We start from the raw sequence: 20,769 nt of genomic DNA, 5'->3' as shown, positions 1-20,769 counted from the left end.
CCACAAGTTCCCTGCCTGCAACAAAAAAAGCATAGCTGCAGACGGGGGCGCAAGGATAACTGTTCAAGGCTGTAAACGTGCTGATGTACGTAGGAATTTGCGGCGAAAGGTGTGAGAAAAATGGATCCATACCGTCGTTTTGGGGCAAACTCCCTGTTTTTCAACAGTTCGACAAGGCTGCCCATGTCCTCTCCGTCTACGGTTGATGAGCAACGGTTTCGCAAACTCCTGAGCCGCAACATCAGTCTGCCCTTGGGCGTCGGTGTGCTCAGTGCCGTGTTCTTCGTGTCGCTGATCACTTATCTGCTGTCGGTTATCCAGTGGGTGGAGCACACCGACCGGGTGATCAATAACGCCAACGAAGCGGTGAAGCTGACTGTGGATCTGGAAACCGGCATGCGTGGTTTCCTGCTCAGCGGTGACGAGCACTTCCTCGATCCGTATGAGACGGCTAAGCCGCGCATCACCGTTGCGCTCAATACGCTGCTTGAGCTGACGGCCGACAACCCGGTGCAGACCGATCGTCTGCGCCGCCTGCAGGCCTTGCAGACCGAGTGGGCGAACTACGCGCAATCGATGATCGATCTGCAGCGCTCCAGCGGCGATTACCGGGGCGCGGTCAAGGCCGGGCGTGGCAAGCGCCTGACGGACGAAATCCGCAAGCAATTCGAAGACGTTATCGAGACCGAACAGGTCTTGCGCACCACGCGCAATGAAGAAGTGCGCCGCACTACGATCTGGAGCATCAGCCTCTACCTCATATTCATCGCCGGTATCAGTGGTTTGCTGGCCTATATCGGCCGACGTGATCTGGTCAATCTGTCCACCAACTACGGCGCCAACCTGGCCGCACAGCAAGCCAGTGCCGAGCGTCTGGAACAGCAGGCGTGGTTGCGCAATGGTCAGACCGAACTGGCCGAGCAGGTGCTGGGACAACTGACGCTGAATCTGTTGGGACGCAACATTCTGCAATTCTGTGCGCAATACCTCGGCACTGCCGTAGCCGCGCTGTATGTGCGTGAAGAGCACGGCGGCCTCAAGCGTGTGGCGACTTATGGCTTCTCCCGTGAGCAGGAAGAGCAGGAACAGTCGATCTACAGCGGCGAAGGCATCGTTGGACAAGTCGCGCAACAGGCGCGGCTGATTCGTCTCGATTCGGTACCGTCCGACTACTTCAAAGTCAGCTCCGGGCTGGGTGAAGGCTTGCCGCACAGTGTGCTGGTGGTGCCGACCAGTGATGACGACCGCGTCAACGGCGTGATCGAACTGGGTTTCCTGCGGCCGCTCAATGATCGCGATATCGAATTGCTGGAGCTGATTGCCGCCAACATCGGTACGTCCATCGAAGCCGCACGCTATCGCCAGCGCTTGCAGGAAGTGCTGGCCGAAACCCAGCAGCTCAACGAAGAGTTGCAGGTGCAGCAGGAAGAGCTGAAAACCGCCAACGAAGAGCTGGAAGAACAATCGCGGATTCTTAAGGAATCCCAGGCGCATCTGGAAACCCAGCAAGTCGAACTGGAGCAGACCAACGAGCAGCTTGCCGAGCAGGCGCAGACTTTGGCCGAGCAGCGCGACGCCATGGACCTGAAGAACACCGAACTCAATCAGGCTCAGGTGCAACTCGAAGAGCGCGCCGAAGAGTTGCAGCGCTCGAGCAAGTACAAGTCCGAATTCCTCGCCAACATGTCCCACGAACTGCGCACACCGCTGAACAGTTCGTTGATTCTGGCCAAGTTGCTGGCGGAGAACCCGCAAGACAACCTCAGCGCCGAACAGGTCAAGTTTGCCGAGTCGATCTACTCCGCCGGCAACGATCTGCTCAACCTGATCAACGACATTCTGGACATCTCCAAGGTAGAGGCGGGCAAGCTCGAAGTGATTCCGGAGAACGCCAGCGTGGCGCGTCTGGCCGATGGCCTGCGCAGCGTGTTCGAACCTTTGGCGGCAGACAAACAGCTGACCTTCAGCGTCGATGTGCAACCTGGCGCACCGGGCATGCTGTACACCGACCGTCAGCGTCTGGAGCAAGTGATCAAGAACCTGCTGTCCAACGCGGTGAAATTCACCGAGAAAGGCACCGTCAGCCTGACCATCGCCGGCCAGCCCGACGATCGCATTGCGTTCATCGTGCGCGATTCCGGTATCGGTATTGCCGCCGACCAGCAGGAGAGCATTTTCGAAGCCTTCCGCCAGGCCGACGGCACCACCAACCGCAAATACGGCGGCACCGGTCTGGGTCTGTCGATTTCGCGGGATCTGGCGAACTTGCTCGGTGGTTCGATCAGCGTCAGCAGCGCGCCGGGGCAGGGCAGTGTGTTCACGTTGGTGTTGCCACAGCAGTTCGACGAGTCCAGCGACGTACCGTTTGCGCCGTTGAGCTTTACCCCGCCAGCCACGATGGTCAGCGCGCCACTGGCGCCGGTGGTTTCGCCGTTGGCGCCGGTGCACATTCCGCGCTTCGCCGACGACCGCGACAAGGCACCATTCGCCACGCGCTGCATTCTGGTGGTGGAGGATGAGCCGAACTTTGCGCACATCCTCTACGATCTGGCGCACGAACTCGGCTATCAGTGTCTGGTGGCCCATGGCGCGGACGAGGGCTACGACCTGGCCAAAGAATTCGTCCCGGATGCCATCCTGCTCGACATGCGTCTGCCGGATCACTCTGGCCTCACCGTGCTGCAACGCCTGAAAGAGCACGCCGGAACCCGCCACATCCCGGTGCATGTGATTTCCGTCGAAGACCGTGTCGAAGCGGCCATGCACATGGGCGCCATCGGTTACGCGGTCAAGCCGACCACCCGCGAAGAGCTCAAGGACGTGTTCGCCCGCCTCGAAGCCAAGCTGACCCAGAAGGTCAAACGCGTGCTGTTGGTTGAAGATGACGACTTGCAGCGCGAAAGCATTGCCCGACTGATCGGCGACGAAGACATCGAAATCACCGCCGTCGGTCTTGCGCAGGACGCTTTGGAGCTGTTGCGCACGACGATCTACGACTGCATGGTCATCGACTTGAAACTGCCGGACATGCTCGGCAATGACCTGCTCAAGCGCATGTCGACCGAAGACATCTGCTCGTTCCCGCCGGTCATCGTCTACACCGGACGCAACCTGACCCGCGATGAAGAGGCCGAACTGCGCAAGTATTCGCGCTCGATCATCATCAAGGGCGCACGTTCGCCGGAACGTCTGCTCGACGAGGTGACACTCTTTCTGCACAAAGTCGAATCGCAGTTGTCCCATGAACGGCAGAAGATGCTCAAGACCGCGCGCAGCCGCGACAAGGTCTTCGAGGGTCGCAAGGTGCTGCTGGTGGACGACGATGTGCGTAACATTTTCGCCCTCACCAGCGCCCTGGAGACCAAAGGCGCAGTCGTGGTCATCGGCCGGAACGGGCGTGAGGCGATTGAAAGACTCAATGAAGTCGAGGACATCGATCTGGTGTTGATGGACGTGATGATGCCGGAAATGGACGGTTTCGAAGCCACCATTGAAATCCGCAAGGATCCGCGCTGGCGCAAACTGCCGATCATCGCGGTGACGGCCAAGGCCATGAAGGACGATCAGGAGCGCTGCCTGCAGGCAGGCGCCAATGATTACCTGGCCAAGCCCATCGACCTGGATCGCCTGTTCTCGTTGATTCGCGTGTGGTTACCGAAGATGGAACGCATTTAGTGGAACGCAGTACGCCAGCCGAACGAAACAGTGAAATCGAATTGCGCTTGTTGATCGAGGCGATTTACCTCAAGTACAGCTACGATTTTCGCGATTACTCCGGCGCTTCGATCAAGCGCCGGGTGCAGCACGCGTTGAGCCAGTTCGAGTGCGCGACCATTTCGGCTTTGCAGGAAAAGGTCCTGCATGACCCGACAGCGTTCATGCAGTTGCTGCAGTTGCTGACGATTCCGGTCAGCGAGATGTTTCGTGACCCGTCGCACTTCCTCGCGATCCGCCGGGAAGTGGTGCCGCTGCTGCGCACTTATCCGTCGATCAAGATCTGGATCGCCGGGTGCAGCACGGGCGAGGAGGTCTATTCGATGGCGATTCTGCTGCGCGAAGAGGGCCTGCTCGATCGCACGATCATTTATGCCACCGACATCAACCCACGCTCGCTGGACAAGGCCAAGCAGGGGATTTTCTCGATGGAGAATGTTCGCGCGTACACCGCCAACTATCAGCAGGCCGGTGGTCAGCGTTCGTTTGCCGACTACTACACGGCAGCGTACGGTTACGCGATTTTCGACAAGAGCCTGTGCGAGAACGTGACCTTCGCCGACCACAGTCTGGCGACCGACAGCGTATTTTCCGAAACCCAATTGATTTCCTGCCGTAACGTTTTGATCTACTTCAACAAGAAGCTGCAGGATCGAGCGTTCGGTCTGTTCCATGAATCGCTTTGCCATCGCGGCTTTCTGGTGCTGGGCAGCAAAGAGACGCTGGATTTTTCCAGCTACGCAAACCAGTTCGAAGCGCTGGTGAAACAAGAACGGATCTACCGCAAAAAATGAACGAGGCCGTGGATTTACCTCGCGTCGAGGCGATTGTGGTCGGTGCTTCCGCCGGTGGCGTTGAGGCTTTGCTCGCGCTGCTCGGGCCGCTGCGCCAAGGCTTCGTGCTGCCGATCATCGTCGTGCTGCACCTGCCCGAAGAGCGCCGCAGTCAATTGGCTGAGGTGTTTGCCCGGCGCCTGATGCTGCCGGTGGAAGAGGCGACGGACAAGCAGGACATCGCTCCCGGCACGGTTTATTTCGCCACACCGGGTTATCACCTGTCGGTGGAGCAGGATCGCAGCCTGTCGCTGAGCCTTGAAGAGCGCGTGCATTATTCCCGGCCATCGATCGACTATCTGTTTGAATCGGCGGCTGACGCCTACGGGGAATCACTGGCCGCTGTTTTGCTCACCGGTGCCAACCACGATGGCGCGCGCGGCTTGGCACAAGTCAAACGCCGCGGTGGTCTGACCATCGTTCAGGACCCCGAAGAGGCGCAAGTCGCTACCATGCCCTTGGCTGCACTGAAGATTCAGCAGCCGGATCATGTCCTACCCATTCACGGCATCGGCCGTCTGCTTGTCGAGCTGGAACGAATCGCATGTTGAGTAATATCCAAGCCAAACTGCTGATCGTCGATGATCTGCCGGAGAACCTGCTGGCACTCGAAGCGCTGATCAAGCGTGAAGATCGTACCGTCTACAAAGCGTTGTCGGCGGATGAGGCGCTGTCGTTGCTGCTGCAGCACGAGTTCGCCATGGCCATCCTCGACGTGCAGATGCCGGGCATGAACGGCTTCGAGCTCGCCGAGTTGATGCGCGGCACCGAGAAAACCAAGAACATCCCGATCATTTTCGTCAGCGCTGCCGGCCGTGAACTGAATTACGCGTTCAAGGGGTACGAGAGCGGGGCAGTGGACTTCCTGCACAAACCGCTGGATATCCATGCGGTGAAGAGCAAGGTCAACGTCTTCGTCGATCTGTACCGCCAGAGCAAGGCGATGAAGCAACAGCTCGAAGCGCTGGAGCAGGCCCGTCGCGAGCAGGAAGCGCTGTTGCAGCAACTGCAAAGCACCCAGTTGGAGCTGGAGCAGGCGGTGCGTATGCGCGATGACTTCATGTCCATCGTCGCCCACGAAGTGCGCACGCCGCTCAATGGTCTGATTCTGGAAACCCAACTGCGCAAGATGCACCTGGCACGCGACAACGCCGCGGCGTTCACCCTCGACAAGATGCACGCCATGGTCGACCGCGATGAACGGCAGATCAAAAGCCTGATCCGCTTGATCGAAGACATGCTCGACGTGTCGCGCATTCGCACCGGCAAGTTGTCGATCCGGCCGAGCCGTTTCGATCTGGTGCAACTGGTGAGCAATCTGCTGCAAAACTTCGGGCCACAGATCGAGGCAGCGGAAACCGAAGTGTCGTTTACCGCGCCAGCACCGGTGGAAGGCAATTGGGATGAGTTCCGCATCGAGCAGGTGGTCACCAACTTGCTGACCAACGCCCTGCGCTACGGCGGTCGAAGCCCGATTCAGGTGCGTGTTTACCGCGAGGACGATGAGGCGCGGGTCGAGGTGCAGGACCGTGGTATCGGTATCAGCCAAGAGAACCAGAAACGTATTTTCCAGCAGTTCGAACGGGTTTCCGCCAAGACGGTAGTGGCCGGGCTCGGGCTGGGTCTGTTCATTTCCGAGCAGATCGTCGCCGCCCATGGCGGCTCCATCGTCGTCGAGAGTGAAATCAACGAAGGCGCCCAGTTTCGCGTTTGTCTGCCAATTCAGGAAAACGGCACATCCGACGCAACCTCTGATTGACCGTACGGTCGTATCAGCAGCTATTGACCGAACAAAGGCTTCCCATGAGCGTAGATGCACAAGATGTAGTACTCGTCGTCGAGGACGAACCGGTTATCTTGATGGTCCTGACGGATTACTTGTCAGGGCAGGGGTATCGCGTGTTGCAGGCCGAAAGTGGCGAGCAGGCGTTCGAGATTCTGGCGAGCAAGCCGCATCTGGACGTATTGATCACCGATTTCCGCTTGCCGGGCGGTATCTCCGGCGTGCAGATTGCTGAACCGGCGGTCAAATTGCGTCCGGACCTGAAGGTGATTTTCATCAGCGGTTATCCGCAGGAAATCCGCGAAACCGGCAGCCCGATCACGCGCAAGGCGCCGATCCTGGAAAAGCCGTTCGACCTGGATGTGTTGCAGGAAAAGATTCAGGAATTGCTCGCGTAAAGCCCTGTAGGAGCTGCCGAAGGCTCGGGCCGCGATCGGACGATCTTTTGATCTTGTTCTTGATCATCAACATCAAAAGATCGCAGCCTTCGGCAGCTCCTACAGTTTCAGCGTTTCAGCGTTTCAGCGTTTCAGCGGTTTCAGCTCTTGATCATCTCCCGCACCTTGGCGGTCAACAGATCGAAAGTGAACGGTTTGGTGATCATCTGCATCCCTGAATCGAGGAAGCCGCCGCGCACCGCCGCGTGCTCGGCGTAGCCGGTGATAAACAGCACCTTCAAGCCTGGCCGATACTGTCGGCCAACTTCCGCCAGTTGCCGGCCGTTCATGCCCGGCAGGCCGACATCGCTGATCAGCAGATCAATGCGCTGCGTCGAGTTCAGAATCGGCACGGCGCTGTCGGCATCCCAGGCTTCAACAAAGGAATAACCCAGCTCACCGAGCACCGCGCAGACCAGCACGCGCACGGCCGGGTCATCTTCGACGATCAGCACGGTTTCGCCGTCCAGCGCATCCGGTGCCTGTTGAATGTCGGCGTCGAGACTTTCCAGTTCTTCACCGCGAAAACGCGGCAGGTACAGCCTGACCGTGGTGCCCTCATCGATTTCGCTGTCGATCGAGACGTGGCCTCGAGACTGCTTGCTGAAACCGTAGATCATCGACAGGCCCAGCCCGGTGCCCTGGCCAATCGGTTTGGTGGTGAAAAATGGATCGAACGCGCGACTGACAACACTCTGCGGCATGCCGCTGCCGTTGTCGGTGACACTGAGCATCACGTAATCACCGGGTTCGAGGTTGCTGTAGGCTTCGGTGAAGTCGCGTTTGAGCACCTGATTGCTGGTCTCGACCACCAGTTTGCCGCCGTCCGGCATGGCATCGCGAGCATTGATCACCAGGTTGAGCAGCGCGCTTTCCAGTTGATTCGGATCGGCCTCGGCCACCCACAACTTGTCGTTGAGGCGCATGTCCAGTTGAATGCTCTCGTTGAGGCTGCGTTGCAGCAGCTCACCCATTGACAGCACCAGCGTGTTCATCTGCACGGCTTTGGAGTCGAGCGACTGCCGCCGGGAAAACGCCAGCAGACGGTGGGTCAGACCGGCGGCGCGATTGGCCGAGGTCACGCCCAGATCGATCAGGCTATCGAGGTCATCCGTGCGCCCACGGGCCAGACGCCGACGCAGCAACTCGAGGCTGCCGATGATGCCGGTGAGCATGTTGTTGAAGTCGTGGGCAATGCCGCCGGTGAGTTGGCCGACCGCTTCCATCTTCTGCGACTGGCGCAGCGCTTCTTCATTGTGACGCAGTTGCGCGGTGCGCTCTTCGACCTGTTGCTCAAGGGTTTCCAGGGTCGATTGCAGGCGCCGTTCGCTCTCACTCAAGTCGATCAGCCGATCGCGGGCTTCGTATTGTCGTCGTCGGCCGCGCAACGCGGCCGAGACCATACTGACCAGTGTCGCGGGATGAAACGGTCGTTCAAGGAATGTCACGTTGCCCAGCAGATCGCTCAGGCGCGAGGAGGGGCCTTGTTCCTGACCGCCGTGATGGGTCAACAGCACAATCGGCAGATCCGACCAGGCCGGTTGCTGTTCCAGGTGCAGGAACAATGCCTCCAGTTCCGGCCCGCGCAACGCTTCAGCAGCGACCAGCACCAGACCGGCACCCAGTTCCAGTTCCGTACACAGCGATCCCAGGCCGGGGGTGACCAGCCCTTCGTAACCGGCCTCGTTGAGGATCATCAGCGCAATCTGGCTGTCGCGACCCACGGGCGCCAGAATCAGCGCCCGTTCGGCCAGCGGCACTTGAACCGTCACAAGTGCTCTTCCTGCAACAGCGGGTTACTCGCGCCGAGGTAGGTAGGGACGCCACGCAGTACGCCCTGAAAGGCTTCCAGCGGTTCACCGATGGTCATGCCTTGGGTGGAAATGCGGTATTCACGAATGGTCGATTCGTGGCTGCCAGTGCGTTTCTTGATGATCGAGATCGCGCGGCGGACCTTGCCCAGTGCTTCGAAGTAGCGCAACAGAATCACCGTGTCAGCCAGATAAGTAATGTCGACCGGCGCTTGCATGTCGCCAACCAGACCATGTTGGGCGACGGTCATGAACGTCGCCGCACCTTTGCGGTTCAGGTACAGCAACAACTCGTGCATGTGCAGCACCAGCGCGTTTTCTTCCGGCATGGCGGCCTGATAGCCGTTGATGCTGTCGATGACCACGGTTTTGATTTGACCTTCATCGACGCAGCGTCGCACACGGTGGGAGAACTCGCCCGGCGACAGCTCGGCGGCGTCGACTTGTTCGATCAACAGATTGCCGGTGGCTTGCAGTGCCTTGAGGTCGATGCCGATGTTTTTCATCCGTTCGAACAGCAGGCCGAGTTCTTCATCGAAGATAAACAGCGCGGCTTTTTCACCCCGGACAACGGCAGCGGCGGCGAAGATCATCGAGATCAGCGATTTGCCGGTACCGGCAGGGCCGAGAATCAGCGTACTGGAGCCGGTTTCGATGCCGCCGCCGAGCAGGGCGTCCAATTCCGGGATGCCACTGGACAGTTGCAGACGCGCGTATTCGCCGCGATGTTCAGCTGCCACCAGCCGTGGGAACACATGCACGCCGTCGCCCATGATGGTGAAATCGTGAAAACCACCGCGATACTTCTGGCCCCGGTACTTGACCACCCGAACGCGACGGCGCTCGGCACCGTAATTGGGCGTCAGCTCTTCGAGGCGAATCACCCCGTGAGCCACGCTGTGCACGGTTTTGTCGAGGGATTCGGTGGTCAGGTCATCGAGCAGCAGCACCGTGGCGTTGTAGCGCACGAAGTAATGCTTGATGGCCAGAATCTGCCGGCGATAACGCAAAGAACTCTGCGCCAGCAAACGGATCTCCGACAAACTGTCGAGCACTACACGCGTGGGCTTGAAGCGTTCGACCGCTTCGAAAATCTGCTTGGTGGCTTCGCCCAGTTCCAGGTCGGAGGAATACAGCAGGCTCTGCTGGTGTTCAGCATTGAGCAGGCTTTCCGGGGGCGTCAGCTCGAAGATCTTGATGTTGTCATCCAGCGTCCAGCCGTGGGACAAAGCCCCTTGCCTTAGTTCGCGCTCGGTTTCCGAGAGCGTGATGTACAACGAGCGTTCACCGGCTTTCGCGCCGGCCAGGAGAAAATGCAAAGCGGCCGTGGTTTTGCCGGTTCCGGGCTCACCCTCCAGCAGGAAAACATGACCGCGAGACAATCCACCGGCGAGGATGTCGTCCAGACCCACAATGCCGGTAGCGGCTTTCGCACTGATCAACTCGTTAGAAGTAGACAAAAAATGCCCTCTCATGACTAAGGGAAGCGAGGCCGCCAACTAATCGAGCGGCCTGAATAACTTGACCTTGCGCCGTGATGGCAGTTCCGAAATTCCTTGCCGGATGTGTCGAACACACTGTCGAAAGTGGCTCAGAGACCCTGCTGCAAGGCCGGATCATCCGGGTTGAGCTGCTCCAGTTGCGCCAACAGAATCTGCACGTTCTGCAGTTGCCCGCTTTCTTTCCAGTAGTTGATCAGCAAGACCCGCGCCTTGCGGTCAGCAGGGTGGCGCTGAACGATTTCCTGCAACTGCTTTTGCGCGGCTTCCAGTTCTTCGGCGCTGTGCAGGGTGGTGGCGAGGTCGTAGCGGTAATCCTTGTTGTCGGGTTCCAGCTCGACGGCTTTGGACAAACCGAGCAGGGCGTATTCGCGCTGATCGTGGTGTAACAACCAAAGACCGAGAGCATGTTGCAGGTAAGCAGAATCGGGTTGCGCTTTGAGTTGTTGCCCCAGCAATTGCCGGGCGGCGTCGGTCTGGCCCTGGCGATCGAGGACATCGATCTGCATCACCAGCGCCTGCAGATTGCCGGGCTCCAGGCGCAGGGTATTATCGAGCGCGACCTGCGCCTCCTTGAGTTCGGCGTTGTGTAGATGCAGCCGGGCGATTTGCGCGTAGTTGGCGGCGCTTTCCGGTTGTGCCTTGAGCGTTTGTTCCCAGCCGTCGATTGCTTGTTGCAGCGGTGCGAAGTACAGACCCAGTTCATCCGGGGTCAAGCCGAGCAGGGCGTTGATCGCGGCAAAGCGCACGGTTTGATCTTCATCATCGAGCATCGGCCCGAGCAACAGGCTGCGTTGCCCGCCCGGCACCAGTCCCACCACGCTTTTGATCGCCGCCAGTCGCACGGCGGGGGCTTCGTTTTGCAGGTCGGTGTCGGCCAGTTTCAACGCTTGTGGGCTTGGGTAATTGGGCAGCTCACCGTGCAGCCACACGCGACGCTTGACCGAAATGTCCGGCCGGCCCAGTTGCTGATACAACTGACGCGCCGCGCCCGGTTGCCCCTTGCGGGCAGCATCCAGCGCTTCGCTATAACCGTGCTTGATCGCATCGGGTATGACCGGGACGGTGCTGCGCACCGACAACCAGGCCACGACGACGATAAGCACAAGGCCCAGGCTGATAAGCAGGTAGCGGCGAGACTGAGGCATGCAGGTTTCCGAAACAGGCGTACTTGAGCAGAGCGGCAAGCTTCGGTCAGCTCGGGCCACGAGTCAAACCCTGTGCATGCGAATCGCCCTACAAGTTGCGTCGACTCAGTTACCCGTCAGGTTTTTGATGCAGTGTCTACGCTTGCAGAAGTCGTTTCGTTGAGTGTGCCCATGCAAGCCCTGTTCATTTACTTCAAGGCGGTGATTCATCCGGGTCAGGCCGTTCTGCTGTTTGCCCTGCGAACCATTGCGGCGGGATTGTTGACGCTGTATCTGGCCTTTCTGTTCGATCTTGATCAGCCCAAGTGGTCGATCATGGCGGTGGTGATTGTCAGCCAGCCATTGGCCGGGATGGCGCTGGCGCGCAGTTTTGGCCAGGTGATCGGTACGACTCTCGGGGCGGCGGTGGCGGTGTTGATCATGGCGATCTTTCCTCAGGCACCACTGCCATTCATCACTACCCTGGCACTGTGGCTGGCGCTGTGTACGGCAGGCGGCACGTTGTTGCGTTACACCAGCTCGCAAGCGTTTGTGCTCAGTGGTTACACCGCTGTGGTCGTGGCGTTATTGGCGATTCCGGATCAGGACGGTACGTTTTTACTGGCGGTTACCCGCGTTACCGAAACCCTGTTGGCCGTAGCCTGCGTATGCGTGGTCAGTCTGTTGACGGCACGCCCGCAAGCGGTGGCCAAGGGCTATTTCGCCAAGGTTGATCAAGTCATCAAACTGGCCGCCAGTCACGCTGCGGCGGTCCTTCGCACGGAAGAAAGCGAGGCCGATTTCCAGCGCCGTCAAATGCAATTGCTCGGTGAGATCAGTGCCCTTGAAGGCCTGCGACGGCACTTGTATTTCGATGCGCCACGGTTGCGCAGCGCCAACCATCTGGTACTGCTGTTGGGCAACCAGCTGATGTTGTTGACCTCGCGATTGACCGCGCTGCGCCATCAGCGCGAACTGCTCACCGAGCGCTGGGAGGGTGATCTGCCGTTGGACATTCAGCGCTTGCGTGCAGACGAACTGGCGCTTCTCGATCAGTTGGCGGAGCAGGGGCGATCGCTGCCCGAGCCCACACGTCACAGGTTTATCACGCTGCAGCAACAGTTCGAGGCGCTGGCTTATCAGGCCGAACAACTGACTGAAGATATGAGCGCCACACTGCGTTCACTGGCCTGGGCGTTGCGCTGGGAGCAAGCGCGACTGTTGCAGCAACTGGAGCAGATCCTCGAACTGAGCGATGCCATTCAAGAAGGGCGCGAGGCCAGTTGCCTCTATCGCGGTCAGGTCAGCCCGCTGCATCTGGATTTCACCCTGGCGTCGATGAATGCGATCCGCGCCTTCACCGCGCTACTGGTGGCCGGATTGATCTGGATCGAAACGGCGTGGGATGGCGCGCGGGGCGGGATGATTCTGGTGGGCATCCTCTGTTCGCTGATGGCCACATTTCCGCGTCCGCTGATGGCCGCGCAGAGTTACGCCCGCGGCTTGGGGTTGGCGCTGGTGGTGTCGGCGTTCTATCAGTTCATGCTGGTGCCGGCGATCAGTGATTTCGAACTGTTGGCATTGGTGTTGGCGCCGCTGCTGTATGTGATCGCAATCGGCCTGGCCAGCCCGGCCACGGCGGGAATCGGCATGGGCCTGGGATTGTCGAGCTTTCTCATGCTTGGCCCACAGAATGTCGGTACCGGGCAGAACACGGCGATTCAATGGTTCGAATTCGCCGGCGCCTACGTCAGTGCAGCCATGCTTGCCCTGATCGTTTACGCGTGGATTTTCCCGTTTCGCCCGGCGTGGCGCCTTCGCCGTTTGTATAACGAAGCGCGCGAGCAGGTGCATGCACTGAGCAAAACCCCGGCGACCGATGAACAACAGTTTGCCTTTGAAAGCCGTATGGTCGATCGCCTGACCAGCATGCTCGGCCTGCTGCCAGCGGTGAACAACCGGGCCGTGCAGCAACTCTATGAAATCAGTCTGGCGTGCGTGGCACTGGGTGTGGCAATGCATCAGCTAAGGCAGCAGGCGCACAACAATGCGCTGCTGACAGATGACTTCACCCAGCGTCTGGCTTCGGCCGTGCGCAAGACCGGGCGCTTTGTCGCCGGGCGCCAGGATGTGCAACTGGCGCCGTTGTTGACCACGCTGCATACATTGGGCGATGAGCTGGATGAGCTGCACGTCGCCAGCCATGAGCATGTCTGGTCGCTGTTTCGTATGCGTGTGGCGCTGTTGATCGTCGTGTCATTTCTGCAGCGCCACGGTGAGGCCATCCAGCGTTCCGTCCCGGAAGGAGAAGCAGCCCTTGCCCATTGATTTCGAGATCGGCGGCGTCTACCTGCCGCCTATTGCCCAGGCGTTACTGTTGGCCGTACCGATCTTCATGGTGCTGGACTGGGGATTGCGGCGCCTGGGCGTGCTGCGTCTGGTCTGGCATGAAGCGCTGTTCGAAGGCGCGCTATATGCCTGCGTCTGTGCCACGTTGATTTTGCTGATGGGAGCCTGATGCCTTGAAAGTGTTATTCACGCGATTGATCACGTTGGCGGTGGTGCTGTTGGCTATCGTGCTCGGCTGGTTTGCCTGGGAGCATTACACCCGCGCGCCGTGGACTCGCGATGCCCGGGTCAGGGCCGATGTGGTGACGCTATCGGCGGATGTCTCGGGGCGCATTGTCAGTCTGGCGGTGCAGGACAACCAGCATGTCGACAAGGGGCAACTGTTGATGGAGATCGACCCGGCGCGCTATCGCCTCGCGGTGGAGCACTCGCGGCGTTCGGTGGAAGTGGCGAAGGCAACGCTGGGCCAGTCGCAAGCGGCAATTGTAGCCAGTGAGGCCTTGCTCAAGCAGCGGCAAAGCGAAGAGCGCCGGCGGCGTACGCTCAAGCAGGGTTTTGCGATTTCCGGGGAAGAGTGGGAAAAATCCAGTACCGATGTGGCGGTGGCCCAGGCCGACCTGCTGCGCAATCAGGCCAATCTCGGTCTGGCTGAGGCCAACGTGCAGCTGGCGATTGCCGCACTGACTCAGGCCGAACTGGACTTGCAGCGCACCCGCGTCGAGTCGCCAGTCAGCGGTTACGTGACCAATCTCCTGACCCGGGAGGGTGACTACGCGGTAAGCGGCGGCGCTTTGATGGCGCTGGTCGACAGTGATTCGTTCTACATCAGTGGTTACTTCGAAGAAACCAAACTGCCGCGAATCGGCGAGGGCGATCGGGTGCGGGTGCAATTGATGAGCGGGGAGACCTTCGGTGGCACGGTGCAGAGCATTGCCTTCGCCATTGCCGACCGCGAAAACGCGCCGGGCAGTCGGCTGCTGGCCAACATCAACCCGAGTTACACCTGGGTGAAACTGGCGCAGCGGGTGCCGGTACGGATCGAAATCGATGGCGACTACGGCGGCAAAAACCGCTTGCGTGCGGGCACAACAGCGACCGTCACCGTGCTGGAAAACTGATCCCTGTAGGAGCTGCCCCAGGCTGCGATCTTTTGATCTGCTCTTTTAAAAGCAAAGTCAAAAGATCGCAGCCTGCGGCAGCTCCTACAGAAGAGGGTGTGATTTTCGAGGCATAAAAAAACCCCGCGACCGAATGATACGCGGGGCAAAAAATTTGGTTGGTTGCGGCCAACCAAAGGAGCTCTTTAACAATCGATTACTTGCTGGCAACAGTCTCCGGTTGCCAGCCGCCGCCAAGGGCCTTGTAGATCGCGACAATGCCGCGATACAGGTCGACTTCAGCCTGGGCCTGGCTGTCTTCGGCGTTCAGCCGTTCACGCTGCGCGTCGAGCAGCACGAGGAAGTCAGTTGTGCCTTCGCGATAGCGGATTTCAGCCAGGTCGGCAGCCTTGCGGCTCGATTCGCTCTGACGGATCAGCGAGATCAGGCGTTGCTGGCGTTTGCCGTAATCGCTGAAAGCGTTTTCCGACTCTTCCAGCGCCAGCAGCACTTGTTGCTCGTAAGTCGCCAGTGCGCCTTCGGCTTCAGCATCGGCGCCACGCAAACGGGCGCGCACGCTGCCAAGGTCGAACGCCGCCCAGGTGATGCTCGGGCCGAGTGCCCAGGCGTTGGCCGCCGAGGAACCGATCTGCGAACCACGCCCGGCCGTCCAGCCTAGGAAGCCGCTAAGGCTGACCCGTGGGAACAGATCGGCTTTCGCGACGCCGATGCGCGCTGTTGCCGAAGCCAGGTTGCGTTCCGCGCTGAGGATGTCCGGACGACGTTGCAGCAGTTCGCCCGGGTCACCGATCGGCAAGGCTTTGGCAATCGCTGGCAAGTCTTTTGGACTCAGATCGACGGTCAGCTTGTCCGGACGCTCACCGAGCAGGGTGGCGATGCGGTTTTTCTGCCGAACCTGTTCCGCCTGCAACTGCGGCACGGTGGCTTCAACGTTGGCCAGACGCGCATCGGCGCGCTCGACATCGAGCTGATCACCGACACCGGCGTCTCGCAGGCTGATGGTGATCTTGCGCGACTCTTCCTGGTTTTTCAGGTTGGCCACGGCGATTTTTTCGCGCAGCTGGGCACCACGCAGTTGACCGTAAGCGTCTACCAGTTCGGCAATCATGGTGACTTGCAGTTGGTACAGATCGGCTTCGGCCGCTTGCTGGTCGGCGTCGCTGGCTTCCAGATTGCGCTGGATGCGGCCAAACAGGTCCAGCTCCCAGGCCATGTCCAGACCGAGGTCATAGCGTTCGCTATTGACCCGGTCGGTGGTCTGGCCAGGGATTTGCCCCTTGGCCAGATCACTGCTGGCGCGGCTGGTGATGGTCGGCATCGCATCGTTGCTGGCATCGTCGCGGATCGCCCGGGCGGCTTTCCAGCGGGCGAACGCCACGCGCAGTTCACGGTTGCCTTGCAGCGATTGGGTCACCAACTGGTTGAGGGTCGGATCGTCGAATTGCTGCCACCAGATGCCTTCGAATTTCGAACGGTCGAAGTTCTTTTGCCCGGCCGCGCCGTCGGTGACGGCCGTGATATTGGCCGCCTCCGTGGCTGGGGTCTTGTAGTCGGGGCCGACGGCGCAGGCACTGAGGGCCAGCACCAGCAGACTCGGCAGGAAGACTTTCAGACTCATTGTTGCGCCTCCAGTTTCAGAGCTTTGGCCGCTTTGCGGGCTTCGCCGCGTTCGACAAAGTTACGGATCAGTACGTAGAACACTGGCGTCAGCAACAAGCCGAAGAAGGTCACCCCGAGCATCCCGGAGAACACCGCCACACCCATGGCGTGACGCATCTCGGCACCGGCACCGCTGGAGAACACCAGTGGCACCACACCCATGATGAACGCGAAGGAGGTCATCAGGATCGGCCGCAGACGCAGACGGCAGGCTTCCAGTACCGCAGCGAGCGGGTCGAGGCCTTCTTCCTGTTTGTCCTTGGCGAACTCGACGATCAGAATCGCGTTCTTACAGGCGAGTCCCACCAGTACGATCAGGCCGATCTGGGTAAAGATGTTGTTGTCACCGCCCGAGATGATCACACCGGTGATGGCCGACAGCAGGGTCATCGGTACGATCAGGATCACCGCCAGTGGCAGGCTCCAGCTTTCGTATTGGGCGGCGAGCACCAGGAACGCCAGCAGTACGCAAAGCGGGAACACGAACAGCGCGGTGTTGCCGGACAGAATCTGCTGGTAGGTCAGGTCGGTCCACTCGTAGGTCATGCCGTTCGGCAGTTCATCTTTCAGCAGTTTCTCGATGGCTTTTTCCGCCTGGCCGGAGCTGTAGCCCGGGGCAGCCGCGCCGTTGATTTCTGCGGTGATGAAACCGTTGTAGTGCATCACGCGATCCGGGCCCGAGGTGTCGCTGACCTTGATGAAGGTCGCCAGCGGGATCATTTCGCCTTTGTTGTTGCGGACTTTCAGCTGACCGATCTGGTCGGATTCGAGGCGGAACTGCTGCTCGGCCTGAACGTTGACCTGATAGGTGCGCCCGAAGCGGTTGAAGTCGTTGGCATACAGCGAACCCAGGTAGATCTGCAGGGTGTCGAAGATGTCGCTGACGGCCACGCCGTGGGTCTTGGCTTTTTCACGGTCGATGGCGGCATCGACTTGTGGCACGTTCACGGTGTAACTGGTGAACAGCCCGGCCAGTTCCGGCACGCTGTGGCTCTTGTTGATGATGTTCATGGTTTCTTTGTACAGCTCGTCGTAGCCCAGGTTGCCCCGGTCTTCGATTTGCAGGCGGAAACCACCAATGGTGCCCAGACCTTGTACCGGCGGTGGCGGGAAGATCGCCATGTACGCCTCTTGAATGTTTGCGTACTGGCCGTTCAAGGCGCCGGCAATTGCACCGGCGGACATGCTCGGGTCTTTACGCTCGTCGAACGGTTTCAGCGTCACGAAGACGATGCCGGCGTTCGGGCTGTTGGTGAAGCCGTTGATCGACAGCCCCGGGAACGCTACGGCGCTTTCCACGCCTGGCTGTTTCAGCGCCATGTCGGACATGCGCTTGATGACTTCTTCGGTGCGATCCAGGCTCGAAGCATCGGGCAGTTGCGCGAAGGCCACCAGGTATTGCTTGTCCTGGCCCGGTACGAAGCCGGTCGGCGTGCTGGAGAAACCGAAGAAGGTCAGCACCATCAGGCCTGCGTACAACAGCAGGGCGATGCCGCTGCTACGGATAACCCGGCGCACGGTGCCGACGTAGCCATGGCTGGCACGATCGAAGAAGCGGTTGAACGGACGGAACAGCCAGCCACCGAAGATCTTGTCGAGCACCTTGGAGAAGCGGTCTTTCGGTGCGTCATGGCTTTTCAGCAATACAGCGGCCAGCGCTGGCGACAGGGTCAGCGAGTTGAACGCCGAGATCACCGTGGAAATGGCGATGGTTAGTGCGAATTGCTTATAGAACTGCCCGGTGAGACCGGAGATGAACGCTGCCGGAATGAACACCGCACACAGCACCAGCGCCGTGGCAACGATCGGGCCGGTCACTTCACGCATCGCCCGTTTGGTGGCTTCGACCGGTGTCAGTCCGAGTTCAATGTTCCGTTCGACGTTCTCCACCACCACGATGGCGTCGTCGACCACGATACCGATGGCCAGCACCAATCCGAACAAGGACAGCGCGTTGAGCGAGAAGCCGAACAGATGCATTACCGCAAACGTACCGATCAACGATACCGGCACCGCCACCAACGGAATGATCGAGGCGCGCCAGGTTTGCAGGAACAGGATCACCACCAGTACCACGAGGATCAGTGCTTCGAAGAGGGTGTGAACCACCGCCTCGATCGAACCGCGCACGAAGATCGTCGGGTCATAGACGATGCTGTAGTCCATGCCTTGCGGGAAGTTTTTCTTCAGCTCGTCCATCTTGCCGCGAACTTCGTTCGAGATGTCGATGGCATTGGAGCCAGGGCGCTGGAAGATCGGGATGGCCACCGCCGGTTGGTTGTCCAGCAACGAGCGCAGGGCGTATTGACTGGAACCGAGTTCAACGCGAGCGATGTCTTTGAGACGAGTGATCTCACCATTGTCGCCTGCGCGAATGATGATGTTCTCGAACTCTTCCTCGCTGACCAGACGGCCCTGCGTGTTGACCGACAGCTGGAAGCTCTGGGCATTCGGGGCAGGGGGCGCCCCCAATTGACCGGCCGCGACCTGACGGTTCTGCTCACGAATCGCGGTGACCACATCGGTTGCAGTCAGATTGCGCGAAGCAGTCTTGTTCGGATCGAGCCACACCCGCAGCGAGTAGTCGCCCATACCGAACAGCTGCACGTCACCGACACCGTTCAGACGAGCGAGCTCATCCTTGATGTTGAGGATTGCGTAGTTGGACAGGTAGAGCATGTCGTAGCGCTTGTCCGGCGAGGTCAAGTGCACAACCATGGTCAGGTCGGGCGAAGCCTTGTCGACGGTGATACCGATGCGCGTCACTTCCTCGGGAAGCTTCGGTTCGGTACGGGTCACCCGGTTTTGCACCTGCACCTGCGCATTGTCCAGGTCAGTGCCCAGGGCGAAGGTGATGGTCAGGGTGATTTTGCCGTCGGCGGTCGACTGCGAGGACATGTACAGCATGTTCTCGACGCCGGTGATGGCTTGCTCCAGCGGAGCGGCCACGGTTTCACCGATGACTTTAGGGTTGGCGCCCGGGAAGTTGGCACGCACCACCACGGTCGGTGGCACGACTTCCGGGTATTCGCTGATCGGTAGCTGGAACAGCGAGATCGCACCGGCGATCAGGATCAGCAGCGAAAGCACCGCTGCGAAGATCGGCCGTGAAATGAAGAATTGGGAAAAATTCATCGGAGTTGTCGTCCCTTAACCGCGTGGGGTCGTAGCAGCCAGCTTCACAACCGCACCGGACGCGCCTTTGGCAGGGGCGACTTTGGGCAGGTTGCTGGCTTCCAGCGCTTGACGTTGTTGAGCGAGTGCCGCGATGGTCTGTTCGCTGGCCATCGGCACCACTTCAGGGGTGACCGGTGAGCCAGGACGAACCCGTTGCAGGCCCTTGACGATGATCGTGTCGTCCTTGTTCAGGCCGGTACGGACGATGCGCAGGCCTTCGATTTTCGGACCCAGTTCGACGGCGCGGTACGCGGTTTTGTTGTCCGCATCCATCACCAGCACGAACTTCTTGCCGAGGTCGGTACCGACCGCTTCGTCGTTGATCAGCATGGCGTTGTAGGTGCCGCTGCCGACCAGTTTCAGGCGTGCGTACAGGCCCGGGGTGTAAGTGCCGTCGCGGTTGTCGAACACCGCACGACCACGGATGGTGCCGGTTTTCGGGTTGACCTGGTTGTCGACGAAATTCATCTGGCCGAGGTGCGGGTTGCCGTCTTCGTTGGACAGGCCCATGTACACCGGCGTGGTGGCACCGCGCTGACCGTTACGGGCGAGTTGGGTGTACTTGAGGAACACACGCTCGTCGGCGTCGAAGTAGGCGTAAACGCGGTCGGTGGACACCACACTGGTCAGCGGAGTGGTATCGGCGGTCACCAGGTTACCGGCAGTGATTTCGGCACGGCTGACGCGGCCGCTGATCGGTGCGGTCACGCGGGTGAAGCTGAGGTTCAGTTTGGCCAGATCCAGTTGCGCTTGCAGGGCGCCGACGGCGGCGCGGGCTTCTTGTGCAGCGCTGGTGCGCGAGTCGGCTAGTTCGGCGGAAATGGCATTGCTGGCGCGCAGACGTTCACCACGACCGGCTTCGTTTTCACTGCGGGTGGCGTTGGCGCGGGACTGGGCGACCAGTGCTTCGAGGCGGCGCACCTCAGCCTGGAACGGACGCGGGTCGATCTGGAACAGCAGGTCGCCTTTCTTGACCAGTGCGCCCTCAGTGAAAGCGACGTCATCAATCTGGCCGGAGACCCGAGGACGGATTTCAACGGTTTCCGGCGCTTCGAGGCGCCCGGTGAATTCGTCCCACTCGTTGACCGGTTGTTCCAGCACCTTGGCCACGCTGACTTTCGCTGCGGGCAGGGTGGCGGCAGTCTCCGGAGCCTTGCCGCAGGCGCTCATCACCAGTACGGCCAACATGGCCAACGGGAAGCGCAAATGTTTGAGTGACTGTTCCATGGATGCATCCGCCAATGTATTGAAGATGGGCGGAT

At 59.9% G+C, this 20,769-nt stretch carries 14 protein-coding genes; 8 read left to right on the top strand and 6 right to left on the bottom strand.

The window, feature by feature from the left end:
- Positions 1-183: 183 nt before the first annotated feature.
- From M5G26_RS06910 to M5G26_RS06890, 5 genes are read left to right on the top strand one after another with little or no spacing between them, the layout of a single operon-like run.
- Positions 184-3,675, top strand: coding sequence for a response regulator (locus tag M5G26_RS06910; RefSeq protein ID WP_273914815.1), 3,492 nt, complete (start codon positions 184-186; stop codon positions 3,673-3,675).
- Positions 3,675-4,508, top strand: coding sequence for a CheR family methyltransferase (locus M5G26_RS06905; protein WP_134177415.1), 834 nt, complete (start codon positions 3,675-3,677; stop codon positions 4,506-4,508). Before M5G26_RS06910 ends, M5G26_RS06905 begins: the two co-directional genes overlap by 1 nt.
- On the top strand, positions 4,505-5,098 hold the full coding sequence (locus M5G26_RS06900; RefSeq protein WP_150692375.1) for a chemotaxis protein CheB: 594 nt from the start codon (positions 4,505-4,507) through the stop codon (positions 5,096-5,098). Before M5G26_RS06905 ends, M5G26_RS06900 begins: the two co-directional genes overlap by 4 nt.
- Complete coding sequence (locus M5G26_RS06895) at positions 5,092-6,306, top strand: hybrid sensor histidine kinase/response regulator (protein ID WP_273914814.1); 1,215 nt, start codon at positions 5,092-5,094, stop codon at positions 6,304-6,306. Before M5G26_RS06900 ends, M5G26_RS06895 begins: the two co-directional genes overlap by 7 nt.
- Before the next feature lie 44 nt (positions 6,307-6,350).
- A complete protein-coding gene (locus M5G26_RS06890; RefSeq protein ID WP_053119909.1) occupies positions 6,351-6,728 on the top strand; it encodes a response regulator in 378 nt (125 codons plus the stop codon).
- 140 nt (positions 6,729-6,868) lie between these two features.
- Here the strand turns inward: M5G26_RS06890 and M5G26_RS06885 are convergent, their stop codons facing one another.
- The 3 genes from M5G26_RS06885 to M5G26_RS06875 all read right to left on the bottom strand — a co-directional run bounded on the left by M5G26_RS06885 (position 6,869) and on the right by M5G26_RS06875 (position 11,225).
- Positions 6,869-8,539: an ATP-binding protein gene (locus M5G26_RS06885; protein WP_273914813.1), complete on the bottom strand. Its 1,671-nt coding sequence runs from the start codon at positions 8,537-8,539 to the stop codon at positions 6,869-6,871.
- Positions 8,536-10,038, bottom strand: coding sequence for an ATPase domain-containing protein (locus M5G26_RS06880; protein ID WP_273914812.1), 1,503 nt, complete (start codon positions 10,036-10,038; stop codon positions 8,536-8,538). The genes M5G26_RS06885 and M5G26_RS06880 overlap by 4 nt, the downstream gene beginning before the upstream one ends.
- A gap of 131 nt (positions 10,039-10,169) precedes the next feature.
- Positions 10,170-11,225 (bottom strand): tetratricopeptide repeat protein, encoded by a 1,056-nt coding sequence (locus M5G26_RS06875; RefSeq protein ID WP_134177418.1) that lies wholly within the window; start codon positions 11,223-11,225, stop codon positions 10,170-10,172.
- 171 nt (positions 11,226-11,396) lie between these two features.
- Between M5G26_RS06875 and M5G26_RS06870 the strand changes: the two genes are divergently transcribed.
- From M5G26_RS06870 to M5G26_RS06860, 3 genes are read left to right on the top strand one after another with little or no spacing between them, the layout of a single operon-like run.
- Positions 11,397-13,532: an FUSC family protein gene (locus tag M5G26_RS06870; protein WP_273914811.1), complete on the top strand. Its 2,136-nt coding sequence runs from the start codon at positions 11,397-11,399 to the stop codon at positions 13,530-13,532.
- On the top strand, positions 13,522-13,722 hold the full coding sequence (locus tag M5G26_RS06865; RefSeq protein ID WP_134177420.1) for a DUF1656 domain-containing protein: 201 nt from the start codon (positions 13,522-13,524) through the stop codon (positions 13,720-13,722). Before M5G26_RS06870 ends, M5G26_RS06865 begins: the two co-directional genes overlap by 11 nt.
- Positions 13,723-13,726: 4 nt before the next feature.
- Positions 13,727-14,671: an HlyD family efflux transporter periplasmic adaptor subunit gene (locus M5G26_RS06860; RefSeq protein WP_273914810.1), complete on the top strand. Its 945-nt coding sequence runs from the start codon at positions 13,727-13,729 to the stop codon at positions 14,669-14,671.
- A gap of 196 nt (positions 14,672-14,867) precedes the next feature.
- Here M5G26_RS06860 and M5G26_RS06855 read toward each other — a convergent pair whose 3' ends face one another.
- The 3 genes from M5G26_RS06855 to mexE are packed head-to-tail and all read right to left on the bottom strand — an operon-like array spanning position 14,868 to position 20,734.
- On the bottom strand, positions 14,868-16,289 hold the full coding sequence (locus M5G26_RS06855) for an efflux transporter outer membrane subunit (RefSeq protein ID WP_038367645.1): 1,422 nt from the start codon (positions 16,287-16,289) through the stop codon (positions 14,868-14,870).
- Positions 16,286-19,465 carry an efflux RND transporter permease subunit gene (locus M5G26_RS06850; protein ID WP_150692379.1) on the bottom strand — a complete coding sequence of 1,060 codons (3,180 nt, stop codon included), beginning with the start codon at positions 19,463-19,465 and terminating at the stop codon, positions 16,286-16,288. The genes M5G26_RS06855 and M5G26_RS06850 overlap by 4 nt, the downstream gene beginning before the upstream one ends.
- Positions 19,466-19,480: 15 nt before the next feature.
- Positions 19,481-20,734: a multidrug efflux RND transporter periplasmic adaptor subunit MexE gene (mexE, locus tag M5G26_RS06845; RefSeq protein ID WP_273914809.1), complete on the bottom strand. Its 1,254-nt coding sequence runs from the start codon at positions 20,732-20,734 to the stop codon at positions 19,481-19,483.
- Between the last annotated feature and the right edge of the window lie 35 nt (positions 20,735-20,769).

The organism is Pseudomonas sp. TNT2022 ID642 (genome assembly GCF_028656995.1).
Taxonomy (GTDB): Bacteria; Pseudomonadota; Gammaproteobacteria; order Pseudomonadales; family Pseudomonadaceae; genus Aquipseudomonas.
Note: the sequence above shows the minus strand (reverse complement) of the source record. Positions and strands in the feature narration are given on the sequence as shown.